We start from the raw sequence: 17,981 nt of genomic DNA, 5'->3' as shown, positions 1-17,981 counted from the left end.
GCGCCACGGTATTCGTGGCGCTTCTTACTTGTGAGACGTTTTTTGCGTTTCTTTGATTGATTTCTCGTTAGGATAGAATATTGCTTTCAAAAATCTCAGCTGGGGGTAGATGATGAGAGATATGATTACCGCTGTCGCGCTTGCTGTGGTTGTTATCGGGGCAAGCGGACTGGCAGAGGCTTCCGACAGTTTCAAACGGGAGACCCTATCCAGGACGGTCATGAGCGGTGTTCGTACAAAGCTGGGCCAGCACTGGCATATCAACAACGATTGCAGTTTGGCTGACGTACCGGTTGCCCGTATTGTCGAAGCACCCAAACACGGACGCCTTGAAATCGTCCGCCAACCGGTTTTCCCGACCTCGTCAGGAAAGCTTGAGCGATGCCGGACCGTTAAAGTTATGGGCTTGGTTGCTTATTATACTGCGAAAGCAGGATATGTCGGAGAGGACAGGTTCGTGCTGAGGGCTCCCTATGGCGATGGGAAAATAGCAGATACTACGATGACTGTTACGGTGCTGAAGTAGTAAAGATAACTACAAGCCTCCACGACGTCAGCTTAGGACACTAGAGAACGCCGTCTTACTATCGGCTCACATCTCGTGAAGCACATGCGCGGCCTTGACCGCTGCCGAGGCGCGATTTTCGACGCCGAGCTTCACGTAGATCTGTTCCAGATGCTTGTTCACCGTTCGGGCCGAGAGGCCGAGGATGTCGCCGATGTCGCGGTTCGACTTGCCCTTGGCGATCCACAGCAGCACTTCGGATTCACGGTTGGTCAGCGGAAAGTGCTGGCGCAGCACTTCGTCGTCGGGGCGTTTGTTGGCGGCGGTCAGGCGGAACAGATGCTCGTCGGCGCCGATCGCGCCGAGGAAGGAGAACTGCAGGCTGGCCTGGCCGTTCTGGACGAGTGCGAAGGCGGCGTCGCGGGCAAAACCCGGCTTGTCGCGCTCGGCCATCCAGGCGGAGATGCGGCGGGAGACGATGTCGAGCCCGTCGTCGCTGTTGGTCGCCGCATTGATCAGCCTTGTCGCCTGCGGCGTCGACCAGTGGATCGCGCCGCTTGCCTTGACCGCCAGCAGGTGGCGGCCGGCGGCGTCGAGCGCCACGCGGGCGCTCTGGGCCGAGCGGGCATTGGAGAGATGGACGCGGATGCGGGCGTGCAGTTCGTCGATATTGATCGGCTTGGTGAGGTAATCGACGCCGCCGGAATCGAGCGCGTTGACGACGTGTTCGGTCTCGGTGAGGCCGGTCATGAAGATGACCGGCACCTGGGCGACGGCACCGTTGGTCTTGAGCTTCCGGCAGGTCTCGAAACCGTCCATGCCGGGCATCACCGCGTCGAGCAGGATGAGGTCGGGCGTGATCCGCTCGACGATGTTCAGCGCCGACTGGCCGGTGGTGGCGATCAGCACCGAGAAGCCGGATTTTTCCAGCGCCTCGGTGAGGAAGCCCAGCGCTTCGGGGCTGTCGTCCACGAGCAGGACGATATCGCGCGGCAGAGCAGTTTCAGCCATCACTCGTCCTTTCTGCCTCAAGGCGGCTCAGGAATTTCATATAACCGGCAAGATCGAAGGCCTGCACGTAAGCGCCGAGTTCTTCCGTGAAGGGGCGGTGTTCCTCCTCCCGGGCGAGATCGGCAAGTTTTGCTTCGATACCGCGCACGTAGCCGATTTCGCCGAGCCGCAAAAGGTCCTGGACATGGTTCGTCCCCGGACTTTTGATCGGCTTTTTCGGGCCGACCACGGCCGGCAGCAAGGTTTCGTTCTCATAGACCCAGACGAGTCCGAGATGGGCGGCGAGCTTGTCGGCAAGGCGGCGGATATCGACCGGCTTGGCGATCGCGTCATTATGGCCCTCGTCGCCGGAATGTGCCGCAACCCCGTCGCCGATATTGGCCGAGAGCATGACGATCGGCGCCACTTGGCCGATCTCGCGCAGCTTGCCGACGAGCTGCCAACCGCTCATGCCGGGCATGGAGATGTCGACCAGGAACAGGTCCGGCGTCACGCCCTCGATCAGCGTCAGGCAGTCCGGGCCGCTGTTTGCCGTCAGCACGACGAAATCCATCGGCGAAAGCACTTCGCGCATCAGGTCGCGATGGTCCTCGTTGTCATCGACGACGACGATGGTGCGGCGTGGGCCGGTATAGGAGACGATCTTCTTTTCCGCCGCCGGCGCGGTGTTCGGTCGCTCGATGGCGGACAGCATCAGCCGCACCTTGAAGATCGAACCTTCGCCCTTGGTGCTGGCGACCGCGATCTCGCCGCCGAGCGTATTGGTCAGAAGCTGGGTGATGGTGAGGCCGAGACCGAGACCGGGCATCGGCCTGATGCTTTCCGCCTCGCCGCGCTGGAAGGGTTCGTAGATGCGGCCGAGATCCTTCTCCGCGATGCCGCGGCCGGTATCGGAAATCGTGAAGGTGGCGACCTGGCTGCGATAGGCGACCTCGAAGCGCACCTTGCCCTCGTCGGTGAACTTGATCGCATTCGACAGCAGGTTGACGAGGATCTGGCGCAGACGCTTTTCGTCGGTGCGGACATATTGCGGCAACGCCACGGCGCGCTCGTGCTCGAAGGTCAGGCCCTTGGCCTGCGCCTGCAGGCCGAACATCTCGACGATCTGGCCCAGGAAATCCTGGATGTTGATCTCGTTGGAATAGACCTGCAGCCGGCCCGCCTCGATTTTGGAAATGTCGAGCAGCCCGTCGATCAGCCCGGAAAGATGGTCGGCGGAGCGCTTGATGACCTTGATCGCCGACTGTCGTGGGGCGGGAATGGTTTCGTCGCGCTCGAGGATCTGCGCGTAGCCGAGCACGGCGTTGAGCGGCGTGCGCAGCTCGTGGGAGAGGCCGACGACGTAGCGGCTCTTGGCGCGGTTGGCGGCCTCGGCCGTTTCCTTGGCATCCTGCAATGCCGCGTCGGTCTTCTTGTGGGCAGCGATTTCCTTGAGCAGCAGGGTATTCTGACGGGAGGATTCCTCTTCCGCCACCACCCGGCTGTCATGGGCGAGCACGTAGAACCAGGAGACGATGCCGGCGATGATCGCAAACACGAAAAAGACGATCAGAACCGTGCCGAGGATCACCTCGGAATTGACGGGTGTCGCCTGGCTGACCTGATAGGCGATCATCGCGAGGATCGCGCCGATTGCCGAGATCGACAGCACCGCCGTCGTCGCGTAGCGCCCGAGGCGGGTCGTCAGCCGGGTGATGACGCTGTCCGGCAGGAAGGAGCGGGCGACGGCCCCGACTTGGGTGTTCAGCCGCGCATGCGGCTTGCACATATCGTGGCAGCGGCTGTCGAGCGAGCAGCAGAGCGAGCAGATCGGCGCCGCATAGGCGGGACACCAGGCCATGTCCTCGTGCTCGAAGGGATGTTCGCAGATCGAGCAGGTGATCGAACCGACGCTTTTCCAGCTCTGGCGCGGTTTTCGGGCGAGATAGAATTTACCCCTGGTGGCAAAGGCGAGCGCCGGCGACAGGAGGAAGGCGATCAGCGTTACATAGGTGGCGAGCGAGGCCATCAAGGGACCGAACAGGCCAAAATGAGCTGCCAGCGCCACCGCCGCCGAGCCGAACATCGAGCCCAGGCCTACCGGGTTGATGTCGTAGAGATGGGCGCGCTTGAACTCGATGCCTTCGGGTGACAGGCCGAGCGGCTTGTTGATCATGAGATCGGCCGAGATCGTGCAGAGCCAGGCCATGGCGATGATCGAGAAGATGCCGAGCGTCGCTTCGAGCAGCCGGTAGATGCCGAGCTCCATCAGGAGCAGCGCGATCACCACGTTGAACACCAGCCAGACGACGCGGCCGGGGTGGCTGTGGGTCAGCCGTGAGAAGAAGTTCGACCAGGCGAGCGAACCCGCATAGGCGTTCATCACGTTGATCTTCAGCTGCGAGACCACCACGAAGGCCGCCATCAGCAGCAGGGCTGCGGTGTCGTTCGGGATCATGTAGCCGAAGGCGGCGAAATACATGTGCGCGGGGTCGGCCGCCTCACGGATCGGCACGGCGGTCGAAAGCGTCAGCACCGCCAGGAACGAGCCCGCCAGAAGCTTGGGCACGCCGACCACCACCCATCCGGGGCCGGCGAGAAAAACCGCGAGCCGGTGCCGCCACTTGCGCAGGCCCTCGGGCGGCAGGAAGCGCAGGAAGTCGACCTGCTCGCCGATCTGCGGCATCAGCGCCAGGATCACGGCGGAAGCCGCGCCGAACTCGACGAGATTGAAGGGCGCCGGGCCGCCGACCTCGGCGTTCGAATGGCCGATGCCGGCAAAGGCGCGCCAGAGATCGAACTTCTCCCAATCCATGAAGGCGATGAACACGAAGGGGAGGATATTGAGGACGATCCAGAACGGCTGGGTGATCAGCTGGAAACGGGAGATCAGCTGCACGCCGTAGATGACCAGCGGGATCACCACCACGGCGCTGATGATATAACCGATCCAGGGTGGGATGCCGAAGGCGAGGTCCAGCGCGCCGGTCATGATCGAGGCCTCGATCGCAAACAGCATGAAGGTGAAGCTCGCATAGATCAGCGAGGTGATGGTCGAGCCAATGTAGCCGAAGCTGGCGCCGCGAGTCAGCAGATCGATATCGACGCCGTGGCGGATGGCATAGCGGCTGATCGGCCAGCCGATCACCAGCATGGCGATGGCGGCCGCGACGATTGCGAAAAATGCGTTGGTGGTGCCGTAGGAGAGGGTGATCGTGCCGCCGATCGCCTCGAGCGCCAGGAAGGAGATCGCTCCGATCGCCGTCTGGGAGATGCGGCTCGAGGAAAACCGGCGGGCGCTCTTGGCGGTGAAACGGAGCGCGTAGTCCTCCAGCGTCTGGTTGGCGACCCAACGATTGTATTCACGTCGAACGGGAATGATGCGTTGCCGCGCTGCCATGCCTAATTTCTAGCACCTTTTGAAGGAAGACCGTCAATTGTGCACTTTCGGCTGTGGCGCTACGTTTTGCAAGCATAGTATGATGCGGTGCGGTAAATCCCCACCGCATCATGGAGCCCGATCACATGGTGCGGGTCGGGCGCACGACGATCTCGTTGGTATCCACATCCGCTGGCTGGTCGATGACATGCAGGATAGCGCGGCCGATCGCATCGGGGGTGATCGCGATGCTGCGATAGGTCTTCATCGCGTCCGCCGCGACCGGATCGGTGATCGTGCCGGCAAGCTCGGATTCCACCACGCCCGGATAGACGCAGGTGACGCGGATCCTGTCGTTCTCCTGGCGCAGGCCATCGGAGATTGCCCGCACTGCATATTTCGTGGCGCAATAGACCGCGGCGGTCGGCACGACGCCGAGGCCGCCGATCGAGGAAATGTTGATCACCTGGCCGAATCCCTGGCCGTTCATGATCGGCAGCACGGCGGCAATGCCGTAGAGCACGCCGCGGATGTTGACGTCGATCATCCGGTCCCATTCCTCCACCTTGAGCGACGACATCAAGGACAGCGGCATCAGGCCGGCATTGTTGACGATCACGTCGATGCGGCCGAACTCGGCCAGTGCGAATTCCGCGAACGCCTGGAAATCCTGCCGGTCGGTGACGTCGAGCCGGCGGATACGGACGGTGCCACCGGCCGCGGCGATCTCTTCGGCCAGTACTTCCAGCCGATCGGTGCGGCGTGCGCCGAGCACGATCTTCGCCCCGGCGGCGGCGAGAATGCGCGCCGTGCCTTCGCCGATGCCGCTGCTGGCGCCGCTGATAAGAACCACCTTTTCAGTGATGTGAGTCATGTTGCTGATCCTTTGTGGGAGCAGCGGCGGCATGCCGCTGCTCGCGAGGGATCTATGCGACGGATGCGCGGCCGACCGATATCAAGGTCCTCCGCAGTTCTTGCACGATTGTCCAAGCCTGCACTTCACAGCGGCAACGGGGCCGAGCGCTGCTATTTCAGCAGCGGCCAGAGTGTCGCGACCAGCAACAACGCCATGACGATGTTGAACCATTTGAGCCGCACCGGATCGGACAGGAACCGCCGCAGCGCCACGCCGAAGCCGGCCCAGACGGCGACGCTCGGCAGGTTGACGACGGCGACGACCAACGTGATCAGCACCACCGAGACGAACGGGTTCTCGGCGCTGGCATAGGCGGCCATGGCCGTTAGCGCTGCGACCCAGGCCTTCGGGTTTACCCATTGGAAAGCGGCGGATTCGAGGAAGGTGAGGGGACGGGCGGCGCTCGCATCATCGCTGGAGACGGAGCGGGACATGGCTATCCGCCAGGCAAGAGTGAGCAGGTAGCTGCCGCCGGCGATCTTCAATGCCAGCGCAAGCGGCGGATAGGCGATCAGCAGCGCGCCGAGACCGAAACCGACCGCCAGCAGCACCGATGAAAGGCCGATGGTGATGCCGAGGATCTGCGGCACGGTGCGCCGGAAACCGAAATTGGTGCCCGAGGCGAGCAGCATGAAATTGCTTGGACCCGGCGATACGGAACCGACAAGCGAGAAGAGAACGATGGCAAGGATGGTATCGTAGGTCATGGCAATGCGCTCCCCGCGCGGGGAGGCTGTCACCCGGCGTTGCTTCGGATCAGGTTTGTCGAGTTCGTTCAGAGATGGCGGATGTTGAGCTTGCCGCCCCATTTGCTGTTCAGGTAGTCGCAGACAAGCCGGCGATGGCAATGATGCGGCGTGTCCTCGGAGCAAAGCAGGCAGGAGCCGTCGAAGGCTTCAGGTTTCAGGTGACTTTCCACCTGACGTTCCGCCATCAGACCCATGAAATCGTTCTGGAAAACATTCCAGTCGCCTTTCTGCTTCTTGAAGGCGGTCATGATCTCCTCGGTCGGCGCCAGCAGCGGTTCATGCGCATAACCGGCGCCGCAGATCGTCTTCAGAAAGAAGGCGAGGTCGTCGGATTTGGCAAAACCGGCAAGCTGTGAGGTGTTGTGGAGGCGCACGTCCAGGATCCGCTTGACGCCAGCCGCCTTGATGCGGCCGAAGAAATCCTCGGCCGTCGTCTTGGTGAAGCCGATCGTGGTGACGTCCATGCTCATGCGCCTCTTCTTATCGCAACGGGGTCGGTCAGGCGACGTTTTTCAGGCCGAGCACGTCGATCTTTTCGATAGAAGGCGGTTCTGACAGAAGTTCCGGCGCATTGGCCATCAGGGCCTTTGCGATCGGGCCGGTGAGGTGCGCCTGGCGGCCGGCCTCGTCGTTGAAGGCGTCGAAAATGCCGAACGTCTTCGGCCCCAATTGCAGGGCAAACCAGATCGGCGTGGTGGCCTCGTCCTCAGCCATCGAAAGGCCTGCGGCGAGGAATTCCTTCAGCGCCGCTTCCTTGCCGGGCTTGGCTTGAAGGCGGACGAACAGTGCGACCTTGACCATTGTTTCTCTCCTTTTCCGGAACGACATGGTGGCCTGACAATCTGCCACGCAGGTTCGCTTGCCTATTGTCAATATTGACATTATTGATAGTGTTCTTGCCATGAAATTGCAGCTCCTCGCCCTCGATCCCGTCTTCGATACCGGCCTGTCGACCATGCTCGACGTATTCACCATGGCGAACGAGCTGGCGGTCATGCTGTCACTCGATGTGCCGAGATTCGAGGTGTCGGTGATCGGCGTGCGCAGGCAGGTGAAGACGGCGCACGGGCTTGCCGTGCCGATCTCCGGAAGCTTCGATCCGAAGGCCGGCGGCTGGCTGGTCGTGCCGGCGATCGCCTGCAAGATGCCGGACGTGCTGGTGCCGGCCCTCGACCGTGCAGATATCCGCGATGCGGGGGCGGTGCTGCGCGAGGCGAAGGCTGCGGGCATGAACATCGCCGCTGCCTGCGTCGGCACGTTCGTGCTTGCCGAATCCGGTCTTCTCGACGGGGAGAAATCGACGACGAGCTGGTGGCTCGCGCCGCTTTTCCGCCAGCGTTATCCGTCCGTGCAGCTGGAAGACGGGCGCATGCTGGTAAAATCCGGTTCGCTGGTGACGGCGGGTGCCGCGCTCGGCCACATGGACATGGCACTCTGGCTGGTGCGGCAGGTCAGCCCCGAGCTTGCCGGACTCGTGGCTCGCTATCTGATCGTCGATAACAGGCCGTCCCAGTCGGCTTACGTGATCACCGACCATCTTTCGCATGCAGATCCGCTGGTGCAGCGCTTTGAGCGCTGGGCTCGGGACCGGCTTTCCGAAGGCTTTTCGCTCGATGACGCCGCCGGTGCCGTGGGCGCCAGCAAGCGGACTTTGGCGCGGCGCATGCAGCAGGTGCTCGGCAAGACGCCGCTTTCCTATTTCCAGGATCTGAGGGTGGAGCGCGCCGTGCATCTCCTGAAGACGAGCGACAAGAGCCCGGACGAGATCGCAACGCTGGTCGGTTATGCAGACGGCGTCACGCTTCGGGCCTTGTTGCGGCAGAAGACCGGGCGGGGCGTGCGCGAGGTGAGGGCGGGAGGATAGGTCAGACCTCCTTGCGCTTCAGAAGATAATCCAGGCCGCCGACCCGGTACCAGCGATAGGCATAGGCATCGAGCAGGAGCGTATGCCTGCCATTCGCCTCCGCCTTGCTGTTGCCGCCGTCGGCGATGTCGATCAGCTTCTCGCCATGGTCGCCGAGACCCACGGAGAACTCCACCTCGACCGGCGTCGAATGCAGGTTGTGGACGACCAGCACGGAATTGTCGCGCCAGTCGTAGCGCAGTGCCAGCACACCCGGGTCGCTGGTCTTCAGCGGCACGCATTCGCCCCAGCCGATTTCCGGCGCTTCCTTGCGCATCCGGATCAGCCGTTCCATCCAGTTCAGCATCGAATTGGGATCGCGCCGCTGGTGGGCAACGTTCAGGTGCTCGAAGCCGAACGGCCCGCCGCTGATCACCGGCAGGACCGGCTTGTCGTTCTTGGTGAAGCCGCCATGCGGCTCGGTCGACCATTGCATCGGCGTGCGGGCGCAGTTGCGCTCCGGCAGCGACAGGTCGTCGCCCATGCCGATCTCGTCGCCGTAGCGGATGACCGGCGTGCCGGGCAGCGAGAACATCAGGCTGTAGGCAAGCTCCAGCCGGCGGCGGTCGCCCTGCAGCATTGGTGCCAGCCGCCGGCGGATGCCGCGGTCGTAGAGCTGCATATTCTTGTCCGGCCCGAATTCCGAAAACACCTTCTGGCGCTGTTTCTCGGTCAGGCGACCAAGATCGAGTTCATCGTGATTACGCAGGAACAGGCCCCATTGGGCGGTAGCGGGGCGCTCGTAGGTATCGTTGATCGCTTTTACGAGCGGCCGGCTGTCGGCAGACGCGAGGGCATAGAACAGCGCCTGGTTGACGTGAAAGTTGAACATCATCTGCATCCGGTCGCCGTCCTCGCCGAAATAGGCGAGGTTTTCCTTCGGCACGACATTGGCTTCGGCAAGGATGATGCTGTCGCCGAGCCGCCATTGCAGGAACTCGCGAAAAGTCCGGAGCATGTCGAACTGCTCCTTCGGCTTCGTCACCTCGGCCCCCTTCTCGGCGATCACGAAAGGCACCGCATCCATGCGGAAGCCGGACACGCCGAGCTGGATCCAGAAGCCCATGATCTTGAGGATTTCCGCCTGCACATGCGGATTGGAAGTATTGAGGTCCGGCTGGAACTCGTAGAAGCGGTGGAAATAATACTGCTTGGCCTGCTTGTCATGGGTCCAGGTGGTCTTCTGGACGCCCGGAAACACCATGCCTTCATCGGCGTTGGCCGGTTTCTTGTCGGACCAGACATACCAGTCGCGATAGGGGGATTTCGGATCGCTGCGGGCGTCCTGGAACCAGGGATGTTCGTTGGACGTGTGATTGACGACGAGGTCGATCAGCACCCGGATTCCACGCTGTTTGGCGCCATGGGTGAATTCGACGAAATCGCCGAGCGTGCCGTAACGGGGATCGACATTGTAGTAGTCGGAGACGTCGTAACCGTCGTCGCGACCGGGCGAGGTCTGGAACGGCATCAGCCAGATGGCGCTGACGCCAAGGCCCGAGAGATAATCCAGCCTGCGCTGCAAACCCTGGAAATCCCCGATCCCGTCGCCATTGGCATCCATGAAGGTCTCGACGGAGAGGCAATAGACGACGGCGTTCTTGTACCAGAGGTCATTGATCACGGGCTTGAACTCCTCGGGCGATTGGCGGGTGTGGGGAGGCAAGTGCGCGACGCGGGGAAATGTTCCCTCCGGGGAACGAATTCGAAACGCGGGAACGGTCACAGGCCCCGTCGCAAGGCGCGGGGATGACGCTGTTATTCGATTAGGAGCAGGCCGCGCTTCTTGTCTCCATCGAGCGTGTCCATGGCCGAAAACAACCGTTCCCGCCCGACAAGCCAGGGCTCGTAGTCCTCGTTGACATCAAGGACGAGCACCAGGTCCTCGGCTTCCAGATATCCTCCGATCGGAGAATGGTGACCGGCGCCTGCCCCAAAGATCTTTTCACGCGTGAAATTGACGATGTAGCGGCGGCCCGGGTCGTTCGCGTGCTTCATATGCTCGCGGAATTCGTCGGCGGTCAGGTCGCGGAGAACCGAAACCTTCCGCTCGGTTTTCATTCGGGCGAGCCCGGCAAGTTCATCCAGCGTCAGGCCGATGATGCAGAACCCCGTCCAGCACATCCCGGTCCCGTCCAGAACCTCGGCCTCGGTGGTTTCCTCCTCGCCAACCGAGCGAAACGTATTGGCGATGCTTGCGGGGCCACATCGCGAGCCATTCGATTGCCAGGTGACCTTGCGGCCAAAGGTTGCCGCCACAGGCAGTGTCCAGGCCCGCTCCATCAGTTGGGGAGAGCGGATCACGGACGACTGTATCGCTTCCGGCGGAACTTTTGTCTGGCCGACCACGACAAATGCCGCTCCGGCCATCAGGCTGGCAGCGGCGATCATGCCGAAAAACAGACCGCGCTTCATCGTCCGGTCCTTGAAGCCAAGGATGATCCCGAAGAATGCTCCAAGGGGGCGGGAACATCAATATCGCAGACAAGCCGCAACAGCTCCGTCAAAGGCGAGATTGGGCCGACCGATCGCTGCGGATCGGATGCCAGATCGAAACGTCGCGAGGCCCGGCGAGGAGACCGGCAAGGGCCGCGTGCCATGCCTCGCGATAGGGGCGCTGCAACTGCACGTCCAATACGTCCTGATGATCCTCCCAGGTTTCGTAGAGCATCATGTGGTTCTCGTTGTCGGGATCGGCATGCAGCACCGCATTGTGGAACATCGGTTCGTGCCGCATCGCATCGAGCACGCCGTTCAGAAGAAGCATGAAACGGTCGCGCTGGCCTGGGAGGATATCGAAACGGATGACATAGGTGACGGGCATGGCTGGATCCTTTCGCGCCGTGAAAAGCTGCTTATCGGGATAAATGCCATAGGCCGCCGGGTCGATTACCTCGGAGGTCATATATCGCGTGCAATGCGCCCTTGCCGCCCGGCTGAAGATCCGCTTACTGGAAGAGGGAGAGGATGTTTCGGGCGTCCGAATTGGCGATCGAAAGCGACTGGATCGCCAGTTGCTGCTGGACCTGCAATGCTTTGAGCCTGCTCGACGCCTCGGTCATGTTGGCATCGACGAGGCGTCCTATGCCTTTGTCGAGACTGTCCGTCAGACGGGCTCCAAATGCTTCCTGCATCTCGATCCTCGACTTGAGCGAGCCGAGATAGGCGCCGGCCGATATGACCTTCTGCTGCATCTCGTCCAGAACCAGGGTAATCGTCGGAAAATCGATGTGTTGATCGGTGACGTCGATATCGAGAATATCGATACCCTCAGGCGGCAGCGTCCGGGTGTGGACAGGCTGCTGAATGGTGATCAGCTCTGCGGCGAGCGGAGGGGTGGCCCGAAAGAAGATAATCGGCGTGCCACCCTGGGCCGAAAGCAGGGTGTCGGAGGGGTCCTTGTTGAGAAACGTTGCCTGCAGCAGGACCTTGGTCCAGTCGGCCGTGCTTTCGATATCTCCATCGAAGCCGTATCCCGGTTGGCCTCCGAGTGCCTGATCGACGACACTCTTGGTGATGACGAACGTGTCCTGGAACGTGCCGACCGAAAAGGGGACAGTGATGACGTCGAATTTCGTAATCGTGAAGGGCTGGTCGAATACCGGGCCTGGCACGTCGCCATAACCCGAAGTCGAAAATCCCATCAGCCCGCCGATCGTGCCGAGGCCATAACCCAGATCCGGATCGGGTTCCTTCTGCAGAATTCCGCCGCCGCCATTCTTGAACAGTGCGAGTTTCGACAGATCGACGTCGATGGTCTCGAGGGAGACGGCTCCATCCTCGCCGCGGTTGAACGACGACAGCACAGTCGTCTTTTCGCCGGCTTGGCTGGCCTGGCCCTGCATGTCCGACTGCAACCAGTTCTGACCGGCGAAGGTCGCTGAGCTGGATATCGAGACGATCTGCTGCTTCAACTGCTCCAGTTCTTCCTGGATCTTCTTCCTGTCTATCCCGTCCTGCTGGGCGGCCACGACCTTGGCCATGAACGCCGCCAGGATATCGGCGGTCGCAACCATGCCTTCGTAGGCCGTATCGACTTTTGCGGCTCCGAGGCCAAGGGCGTCCTGCACGACCGAAAGGGCACCGCTGTCCGATCGCATGGTTGTGGCGATCGACCAGTAGGCGGCATTGTCGGAGGCCTGCTCGATACGCAAGCCGGTCGCGGCCTGCCGCTGCGCGCCGGAAACCTCGCTGTCGAGGGACCGGAGTATCTGGAGCGCGGAAGTAGCTCCGGTATTTGTGAGGATGCTACTCATACTATCTTTACACCGGAAACAACTCCTCACGCTACGTAAGCGCCTTCTTATACAAACCAAGTATGGTTAATATATCATGAGGATGCCCGATATGAGCCTCGCCGGTGCTGTTTGGCCCGAAGACGCCGGCTGGGCGCCGGGTCTTCCCCCACGACACCTTCTTCCCCCTTCTCCCCCACGGATACGTCATTCGACGTATACGGTTTTGCGATGCAGCAACCGATAGTCGCTTAAGCAACGGTTAAGTCTTCGTTGCGGACGAACGAGAAGAGGGGTTCGAACCAATGACATTGAGATCCAAACTGGGTGGCGCGCTGCTCGCCGCCGTGATGTCGACGACTGCGCTGCAGGGTGCTTTCGCCGCTGACGACACCATCAAGATCGGTGTTCTGCACTCGCTTTCGGGCACCATGGCCATCTCTGAGACCACCCTCAAGGATGTCATGCTGATGCTTGTCGCCGAGCAGAACAAGAAGGGCGGCGTGCTGGGCAAGAAGCTCGAAGCCGTCGTCGTCGATCCGGCCTCCGACTGGCCGCTGTTCGCCGAGAAGGCCCGCCAGCTGATTTCCCAGGACAAGGTTGCCGCCGTGTTCGGCTGCTGGACCTCGTCTTCGCGCAAGTCGGTCCTGCCGGTCTTCGAAGAGCTGAACTCGATCCTGTTCTATCCGGTGCAGTACGAGGGTGAAGAATCCTCGCGCAACATCTTCTACACGGGTGCTGCCCCGAACCAGCAGGCCATCCCGGCCGTCGACTATCTGGCCAAGGAAGAAGGCGTCAAGCGCTGGGTTCTGGCCGGCACCGACTACGTCTATCCGCAGACGACCAACAAGATCCTCAAGGCCTACCTGATGTCGAAGGGCGTTGCCGAATCCGACATCATGGTCAACTACACGCCGTTCGGTCATTCCGACTGGCAGACGATCGTCTCCGACATCAAGAAGTTCGGCTCTGCCGGCAAGAAGACCGCCGTTGTCTCGACCATCAACGGCGACGCCAACGTTCCGTTCTACAAGGAACTTGGCAACCAGGGCATCAAGGCTGAAGACATTCCGGTCGTCGCCTTCTCGGTCGGCGAAGAAGAGCTTGCCGGTCTCGACACCAAGCCGCTCGTCGGCCACCTGGCTGCCTGGAACTACTTCCAGTCCGTCGATGCCGATGTGAATGCCGAGTTCATCAAGGAATGGAAGGCGTTCACCAAGAACGACAAGCGCGTCACCAACGACCCGATGGAAGCCGCCTATATCGGCTTCAACGCCTGGGTGAAGGCTGTCGAGGCCGCCGGCACCACCAATACCGACGCCGTGCTGGATTCGATCATCGGCGTCTCCGTTCCGAACCTGTCGGGTGGCACGTCCACCGTCATGCCGAACCACCACATCACCAAGCCGGTGCTGATCGGTGAAATCCAGGCTGACGGCCAGTTCGACATCGTTCAGGAAACTGCGCCCGTGGTCGGCGACGAGTGGTCCGATTACCTGCCGGACTCCAAGAACCTGATCTCCGATTGGCGCAAGCCGATGTCCTGCGGCAACTTCAACGTTGCTTCCGGCAAGTGCGGCGGCAAGGGCAGCTGATCCGATTGCCTCTCGATGTTCATCGACATCATCGCGGGCGGCGTCCAGTCGCCCGCGATCTCGCAAGGGGGTTCCAATGACGAGCAAAGTTCCTTTCCGCGTTCTGCAGAGCCTTGGTCTTCTGCTCTGCCTGATGTTTTCCTTCGCCGCGCCGTCCCATGCGCAATCGAGCGCCGGGACTGATCCGAAGCCGCTGTTCGATCAGCTTGCCAAAGCCGATTTCGCCGAAGCCGAGAAGTTGATCGGCCAGCTCGCCGCCACCGGCGATGCCCGGCTCGTGCCGGCGCTGAATGCCTTTTCCGAAGGCGACCTCTATTTCCGTAAGTCCGACAACCTGGTGTTCATCGGCAAGGCGGCCGGCTCCAATTATGAGCTGATCGACCCGGTGACGGGCGCTTCGGCCGGACAGGCCGCCAAGAACGCCGTCACCAAGATCAAGATCAACAACAGCCTGCGCCGCGTCATCCGTTCCGCGATGGGCGGGCTGACGCTGATGAGCCCGGATCGCGGCGTGCGGCTGCAGGCGGCCGATGCCGTGCTGCGCTCCCCAAGCGCCGAAAACCTCGAGCTTCTCGAAACCGCGATCTCCAAGGAAAAGGACGGCGAGGTCAAGGCCCGCATGGAAGAGGCGCGGGCCGTCTCGCTGCTCTCCTCAGACCGTTCCGTCGATGAAAAGCGGGCCGCTATCCAGACGATCAAGAACTATGGCGGCCGCAACGCGATCGGCATCCTGATGGGCGCATCCGCCTCGCTCGATCCGAGCCTCAAGGGCGATGTCAATGCGGCGATCGCCAGCATCGAAAGCGGCCAGCGGCTGTGGGACATGGCCCAGAATGTCTGGTACGGCCTGTCGCTCGGCTCGGTCCTGCTGCTGGCGGCGATCGGGCTTGCGATCACCTTCGGCGTCATGGGCATCATCAACATGGCGCATGGCGAAATGGTCATGCTCGGCGCCTACTCCACCTTCGTGGTGCAGCAGATGATCCGCGACAATGCGCCCGGCCTGTTCGACTGGTCGCTGGCGATTGCCCTTCCGGTCGCCTTCCTCGTCACCGGCGCGGTCGGCCTGGTCATCGAACGCGGCGTCATCCGCTTCCTCTACGGACGGCCGCTCGAAACGCTGCTCGCCACCTGGGGCGTGTCGCTGATCCTGCAGCAGACCATTCGTTCGATCTTCGGGCCGACCAACCAGGAAGTCGGCAATCCCTCCTGGATGTCCGGTTCGTTCCCGGTCGGCGGCATGACGATCACCTGGAACCGCATGTGGATCATCGCCTTTTCGCTGTCGATCTTCGTGGCGCTCCTGGTGGTGATGAAAAAGTCCTCCTTCGGCCTCAACATGCGCGCCGTCACCCAGAACCGCCGCATGGCCTCGTCGATGGGCATCAGGACGCCCTGGGTCGATGCCTTCACCTTCGCGCTCGGCTCCGGCATTGCCGGGATTGCCGGCGTGGCGCTCTCGCAGATCGACAACGTCTCGCCGAACCTCGGCCAGAGCTACATCATCGACAGTTTCATGGTCGTGGTGTTCGGGGGCGTCGGCAATCTGTGGGGCACGCTGGTCGGCGCGCTGTCGCTCGGGGTGCTCAACAAGTTCCTGGAACCTTCGGTCGGCGCCGTGCTCGGCAAGATCCTGGTTCTGGTGCTGATCATCCTCTTCATCCAGAAACGTCCGCGCGGTCTCTTCGCGCTCAAGGGAAGGGCGGTGGAAGCATGATTTCCGGCTTTGTCTTCCGCGCCCTCGAAGGCCGTATCGTCGCAGCTGTCGGCATCCTTCTCGCCATCGGCATCCTGGTGCCGGCGCTCAATCTCCTGACCCCGCCCGACAGCGCGCTTCACATCCCGACCTATGCGATGTCGCTGTTCGGCAAATATCTCTGCTATGCGCTGCTGGCGCTGGCGCTCGATCTCGTCTGGGGCTATTGCGGCATCCTCTCGCTCGGCCACGGCGCCTTCTTCGCGCTCGGCGGTTATGCGATGGGCATGTACCTGATGCGCCAGATCGGCCCCCGCGGCGTCTACGGCAACCCGATCCTGCCGGACTTCATGGTGTTCCTGAACTACAAGGAACTGCCTTGGTTCTGGCACGGCTTCGACTGGTTCATCTTCGCCATGGCGATGGTGATCGTCGTGCCCGGCCTGCTCGCCTTCATCTTCGGCTGGTTCGCCTTCCGCTCCCGCGTCAACGGCGTCTACCTGTCGATCATCACCCAGGCGATGACCTATGCGCTGCTGCTTGCCTTCTTCCGCAACGACATGGGTTTCGGCGGCAATAACGGCCTCACCGACTTCAAGGACATCCTCGGCTTCTCCGTCCAGGCGGACGGCACGCGTGCGGTTCTGTTCTTCATGTCGGCACTGATGCTGTCGCTCTGCCTGGTACTCGCCTCCGCCATCGTCCGCTCGAAGTTCGGCAAGGTGCTGGTCGGGGTGCGCGATGCGGAAAGCCGGGTGCGCTTCCTCGGCTTCCGGGTCGAGAACATCAAGCTCTTCACCTTCGTTGTGTCCGCCATGATGGCGGGGATCGCCGGCGCGCTGTTCGTGCCGCAGGTGGGCATCATCAATCCGGGCGAATTCGCGCCGGCCAACTCGATCGAAGTCGTCGTCTGGACGGCGGTCGGCGGGCGCGGGACGCTGATCGGCCCGATTATCGGCGCGATTCTGGTCAATGGCGGCAAGAGCTTCTTTACCGGCGCCTTCCCGGAAATCTGGCTGTTCGCGCTCGGCGGCCTGTTCATCGCCGTGACGCTGTTCCTGCCGAAGGGCATCGTCGGAACGATCCAGCACGGCTACCGGGCGCGCAAGGCATTGCAGGCCGCCGCCGAAGCCGAAAAGGGCCGGGGCGATAGCGGGACGGTGGCGCAGGCCGCCCAGGCGGCGGAATAGGTGATCGGAGAAACCCATGAACACGATTGCTGAAACAAGAACGAAAAGCCTGCTCTATCTCGAGAACGTCTCCGTCTCCTTCGATGGGTTCAAGGCGATCAATTCGCTGTCCTTCGTGGTGGAGCCGGGCGAGCTTCGGGCGATCATCGGCCCGAACGGTGCCGGCAAGACGACGATGATGGACATCATCACCGGCAAGACCCGGCCAGACAGCGGTACGGTTCTGTTCGAGGATACGATCGACCTTACCAAGAAGGACGAGGCCGATATCGCCCAGCTCGGCATCGGCCGCAAGTTCCAGAAGCCGACGGTGTTCGAAAGCCACACGGTCTGGGACAATCTGGAACTGGCGCTCAACCGCGACCGCGGCGTCTTCGCAACATTGTTCTACCGGCTGACGCCGGAGGACAGGGCGCGCATTCAGGAAATCCTCGACACCATCCGCCTGACCCATCGCAAGGACGAGCTCGCCGCCAACCTTTCCCACGGCCAGAAACAGTGGCTGGAGATCGGCATGCTGCTTGCCCAGGAACCGAAGCTGCTTCTGGTCGACGAGCCGGTCGCCGGCATGACGGATGCGGAAACGGCCGAGACGGCGGTGCTGCTGCGGGAAATCGCCAAGACCCGTTCGGTCGTGGTCGTCGAGCACGACATGGGCTTCATCCGCGACCTCGGCGTCAAGGTGACCTGCCTTGCGGAAGGGTCGGTGCTCGCCGAAGGGTCGATCGACTTTGTTTCGAACGATCCGAAGGTGATCGAGAATTATCTGGGGCGGTGAGCTTGTGGTCTGTCCCTCACCCTAACCTCTCCCCGCTTGCGGGGA

The 17,981-nt window shown here is 61.9% G+C and carries 16 protein-coding genes; 6 read left to right on the top strand and 10 right to left on the bottom strand.

Features of this window, described 5'->3' with window-relative positions; translation table 11 throughout:
• The first annotated feature begins 121 nt into the window (after positions 1-121).
• Positions 122-526, top strand: a complete 405-nt coding sequence (locus tag ACSQ8R_RS13255) for a hypothetical protein (RefSeq protein WP_436253795.1) — start codon at positions 122-124, stop codon at positions 524-526.
• A 66-nt stretch (positions 527-592) separates the two neighbouring features.
• Here the strand turns inward: ACSQ8R_RS13255 and ACSQ8R_RS13250 are convergent, their stop codons facing one another.
• The 6 genes from ACSQ8R_RS13250 to ACSQ8R_RS13225 all read right to left on the bottom strand — a co-directional run bounded on the left by ACSQ8R_RS13250 (position 593) and on the right by ACSQ8R_RS13225 (position 7,340).
• A complete protein-coding gene (locus ACSQ8R_RS13250) occupies positions 593-1,516 on the bottom strand; it encodes a response regulator (protein ID WP_436253794.1) in 924 nt (307 codons plus the stop codon).
• Complete coding sequence (locus ACSQ8R_RS13245) at positions 1,509-4,895, bottom strand: hybrid sensor histidine kinase/response regulator (protein ID WP_436253793.1); 3,387 nt, start codon at positions 4,893-4,895, stop codon at positions 1,509-1,511. The genes ACSQ8R_RS13250 and ACSQ8R_RS13245 overlap by 8 nt, the downstream gene beginning before the upstream one ends.
• 121 nt (positions 4,896-5,016) lie before the next feature.
• Positions 5,017-5,748: an SDR family oxidoreductase gene (locus tag ACSQ8R_RS13240; protein ID WP_436253792.1), complete on the bottom strand. Its 732-nt coding sequence runs from the start codon at positions 5,746-5,748 to the stop codon at positions 5,017-5,019.
• Positions 5,749-5,900: 152 nt separating this feature from the next.
• The gene (locus ACSQ8R_RS13235) at positions 5,901-6,497 is read right to left on the bottom strand and encodes a LysE family translocator (protein WP_436253791.1); all 597 of its coding nucleotides are present in this window, start codon (positions 6,495-6,497) and stop codon (positions 5,901-5,903) included.
• 68 nt (positions 6,498-6,565) lie between these two features.
• Positions 6,566-7,009 carry a DUF488 domain-containing protein gene (locus tag ACSQ8R_RS13230; protein WP_436253790.1) on the bottom strand — a complete coding sequence of 148 codons (444 nt, stop codon included), beginning with the start codon at positions 7,007-7,009 and terminating at the stop codon, positions 6,566-6,568.
• 28 nt (positions 7,010-7,037) lie between these two features.
• Entirely contained in the window at positions 7,038-7,340 is a 303-nt protein-coding gene (locus ACSQ8R_RS13225; RefSeq protein WP_436253789.1) for a putative quinol monooxygenase, read from the bottom strand.
• Between the two features lie 100 nt (positions 7,341-7,440).
• Between ACSQ8R_RS13225 and ACSQ8R_RS13220 the strand changes: the two genes are divergently transcribed.
• Positions 7,441-8,403 carry a GlxA family transcriptional regulator gene (locus ACSQ8R_RS13220; RefSeq protein WP_436253787.1) on the top strand — a complete coding sequence of 321 codons (963 nt, stop codon included), beginning with the start codon at positions 7,441-7,443 and terminating at the stop codon, positions 8,401-8,403.
• Position 8,404: 1 nt separating this feature from the next.
• On the opposite strand, the gene ACSQ8R_RS13215 is transcribed toward ACSQ8R_RS13220, so the two are convergent.
• The 4 genes from ACSQ8R_RS13215 to ACSQ8R_RS13200 form a co-directional block, all read right to left on the bottom strand.
• On the bottom strand, positions 8,405-10,066 hold the full coding sequence (locus ACSQ8R_RS13215; protein ID WP_436253786.1) for an alpha-amylase family protein: 1,662 nt from the start codon (positions 10,064-10,066) through the stop codon (positions 8,405-8,407).
• 134 nt (positions 10,067-10,200) lie between these two features.
• Positions 10,201-10,857, bottom strand: a complete 657-nt coding sequence (locus ACSQ8R_RS13210; protein ID WP_436253785.1) for a phytochelatin synthase family protein — start codon at positions 10,855-10,857, stop codon at positions 10,201-10,203.
• An 88-nt stretch (positions 10,858-10,945) separates the two neighbouring features.
• On the bottom strand, positions 10,946-11,266 hold the full coding sequence (locus ACSQ8R_RS13205) for a putative quinol monooxygenase (RefSeq protein ID WP_436255466.1): 321 nt from the start codon (positions 11,264-11,266) through the stop codon (positions 10,946-10,948).
• A gap of 124 nt (positions 11,267-11,390) precedes the next feature.
• Positions 11,391-12,698 carry a flagellin gene (locus ACSQ8R_RS13200; protein WP_436253784.1) on the bottom strand — a complete coding sequence of 436 codons (1,308 nt, stop codon included), beginning with the start codon at positions 12,696-12,698 and terminating at the stop codon, positions 11,391-11,393.
• A 284-nt stretch (positions 12,699-12,982) separates the two neighbouring features.
• Between ACSQ8R_RS13200 and urtA the strand changes: the two genes are divergently transcribed.
• The 4 genes from urtA to urtD all read left to right on the top strand — a co-directional run bounded on the left by urtA (position 12,983) and on the right by urtD (position 17,936).
• Positions 12,983-14,272, top strand: coding sequence for an urea ABC transporter substrate-binding protein (gene urtA / locus ACSQ8R_RS13195; RefSeq protein ID WP_436253783.1), 1,290 nt, complete (start codon positions 12,983-12,985; stop codon positions 14,270-14,272).
• A gap of 133 nt (positions 14,273-14,405) precedes the next feature.
• Positions 14,406-15,989, top strand: coding sequence for an urea ABC transporter permease subunit UrtB (urtB, locus tag ACSQ8R_RS13190; protein ID WP_436255465.1), 1,584 nt, complete (start codon positions 14,406-14,408; stop codon positions 15,987-15,989).
• Positions 15,986-17,158, top strand: coding sequence for an urea ABC transporter permease subunit UrtC (urtC, locus tag ACSQ8R_RS13185; RefSeq protein WP_436253782.1), 1,173 nt, complete (start codon positions 15,986-15,988; stop codon positions 17,156-17,158). Before urtB ends, urtC begins: the two co-directional genes overlap by 4 nt.
• Before the next feature lie 16 nt (positions 17,159-17,174).
• Complete coding sequence (gene urtD / locus ACSQ8R_RS13180) at positions 17,175-17,936, top strand: urea ABC transporter ATP-binding protein UrtD (RefSeq protein WP_436253781.1); 762 nt, start codon at positions 17,175-17,177, stop codon at positions 17,934-17,936.
• Positions 17,937-17,981 lie beyond the last annotated feature (45 nt).

Origin of the sequence: Neorhizobium sp. LjRoot104, assembly GCF_964253725.1 — a bacterium.
Lineage (GTDB): Bacteria > Pseudomonadota > Alphaproteobacteria > Rhizobiales > Rhizobiaceae > Neorhizobium.
This window is presented reverse-complemented; position numbering and strand designations above follow the sequence as displayed.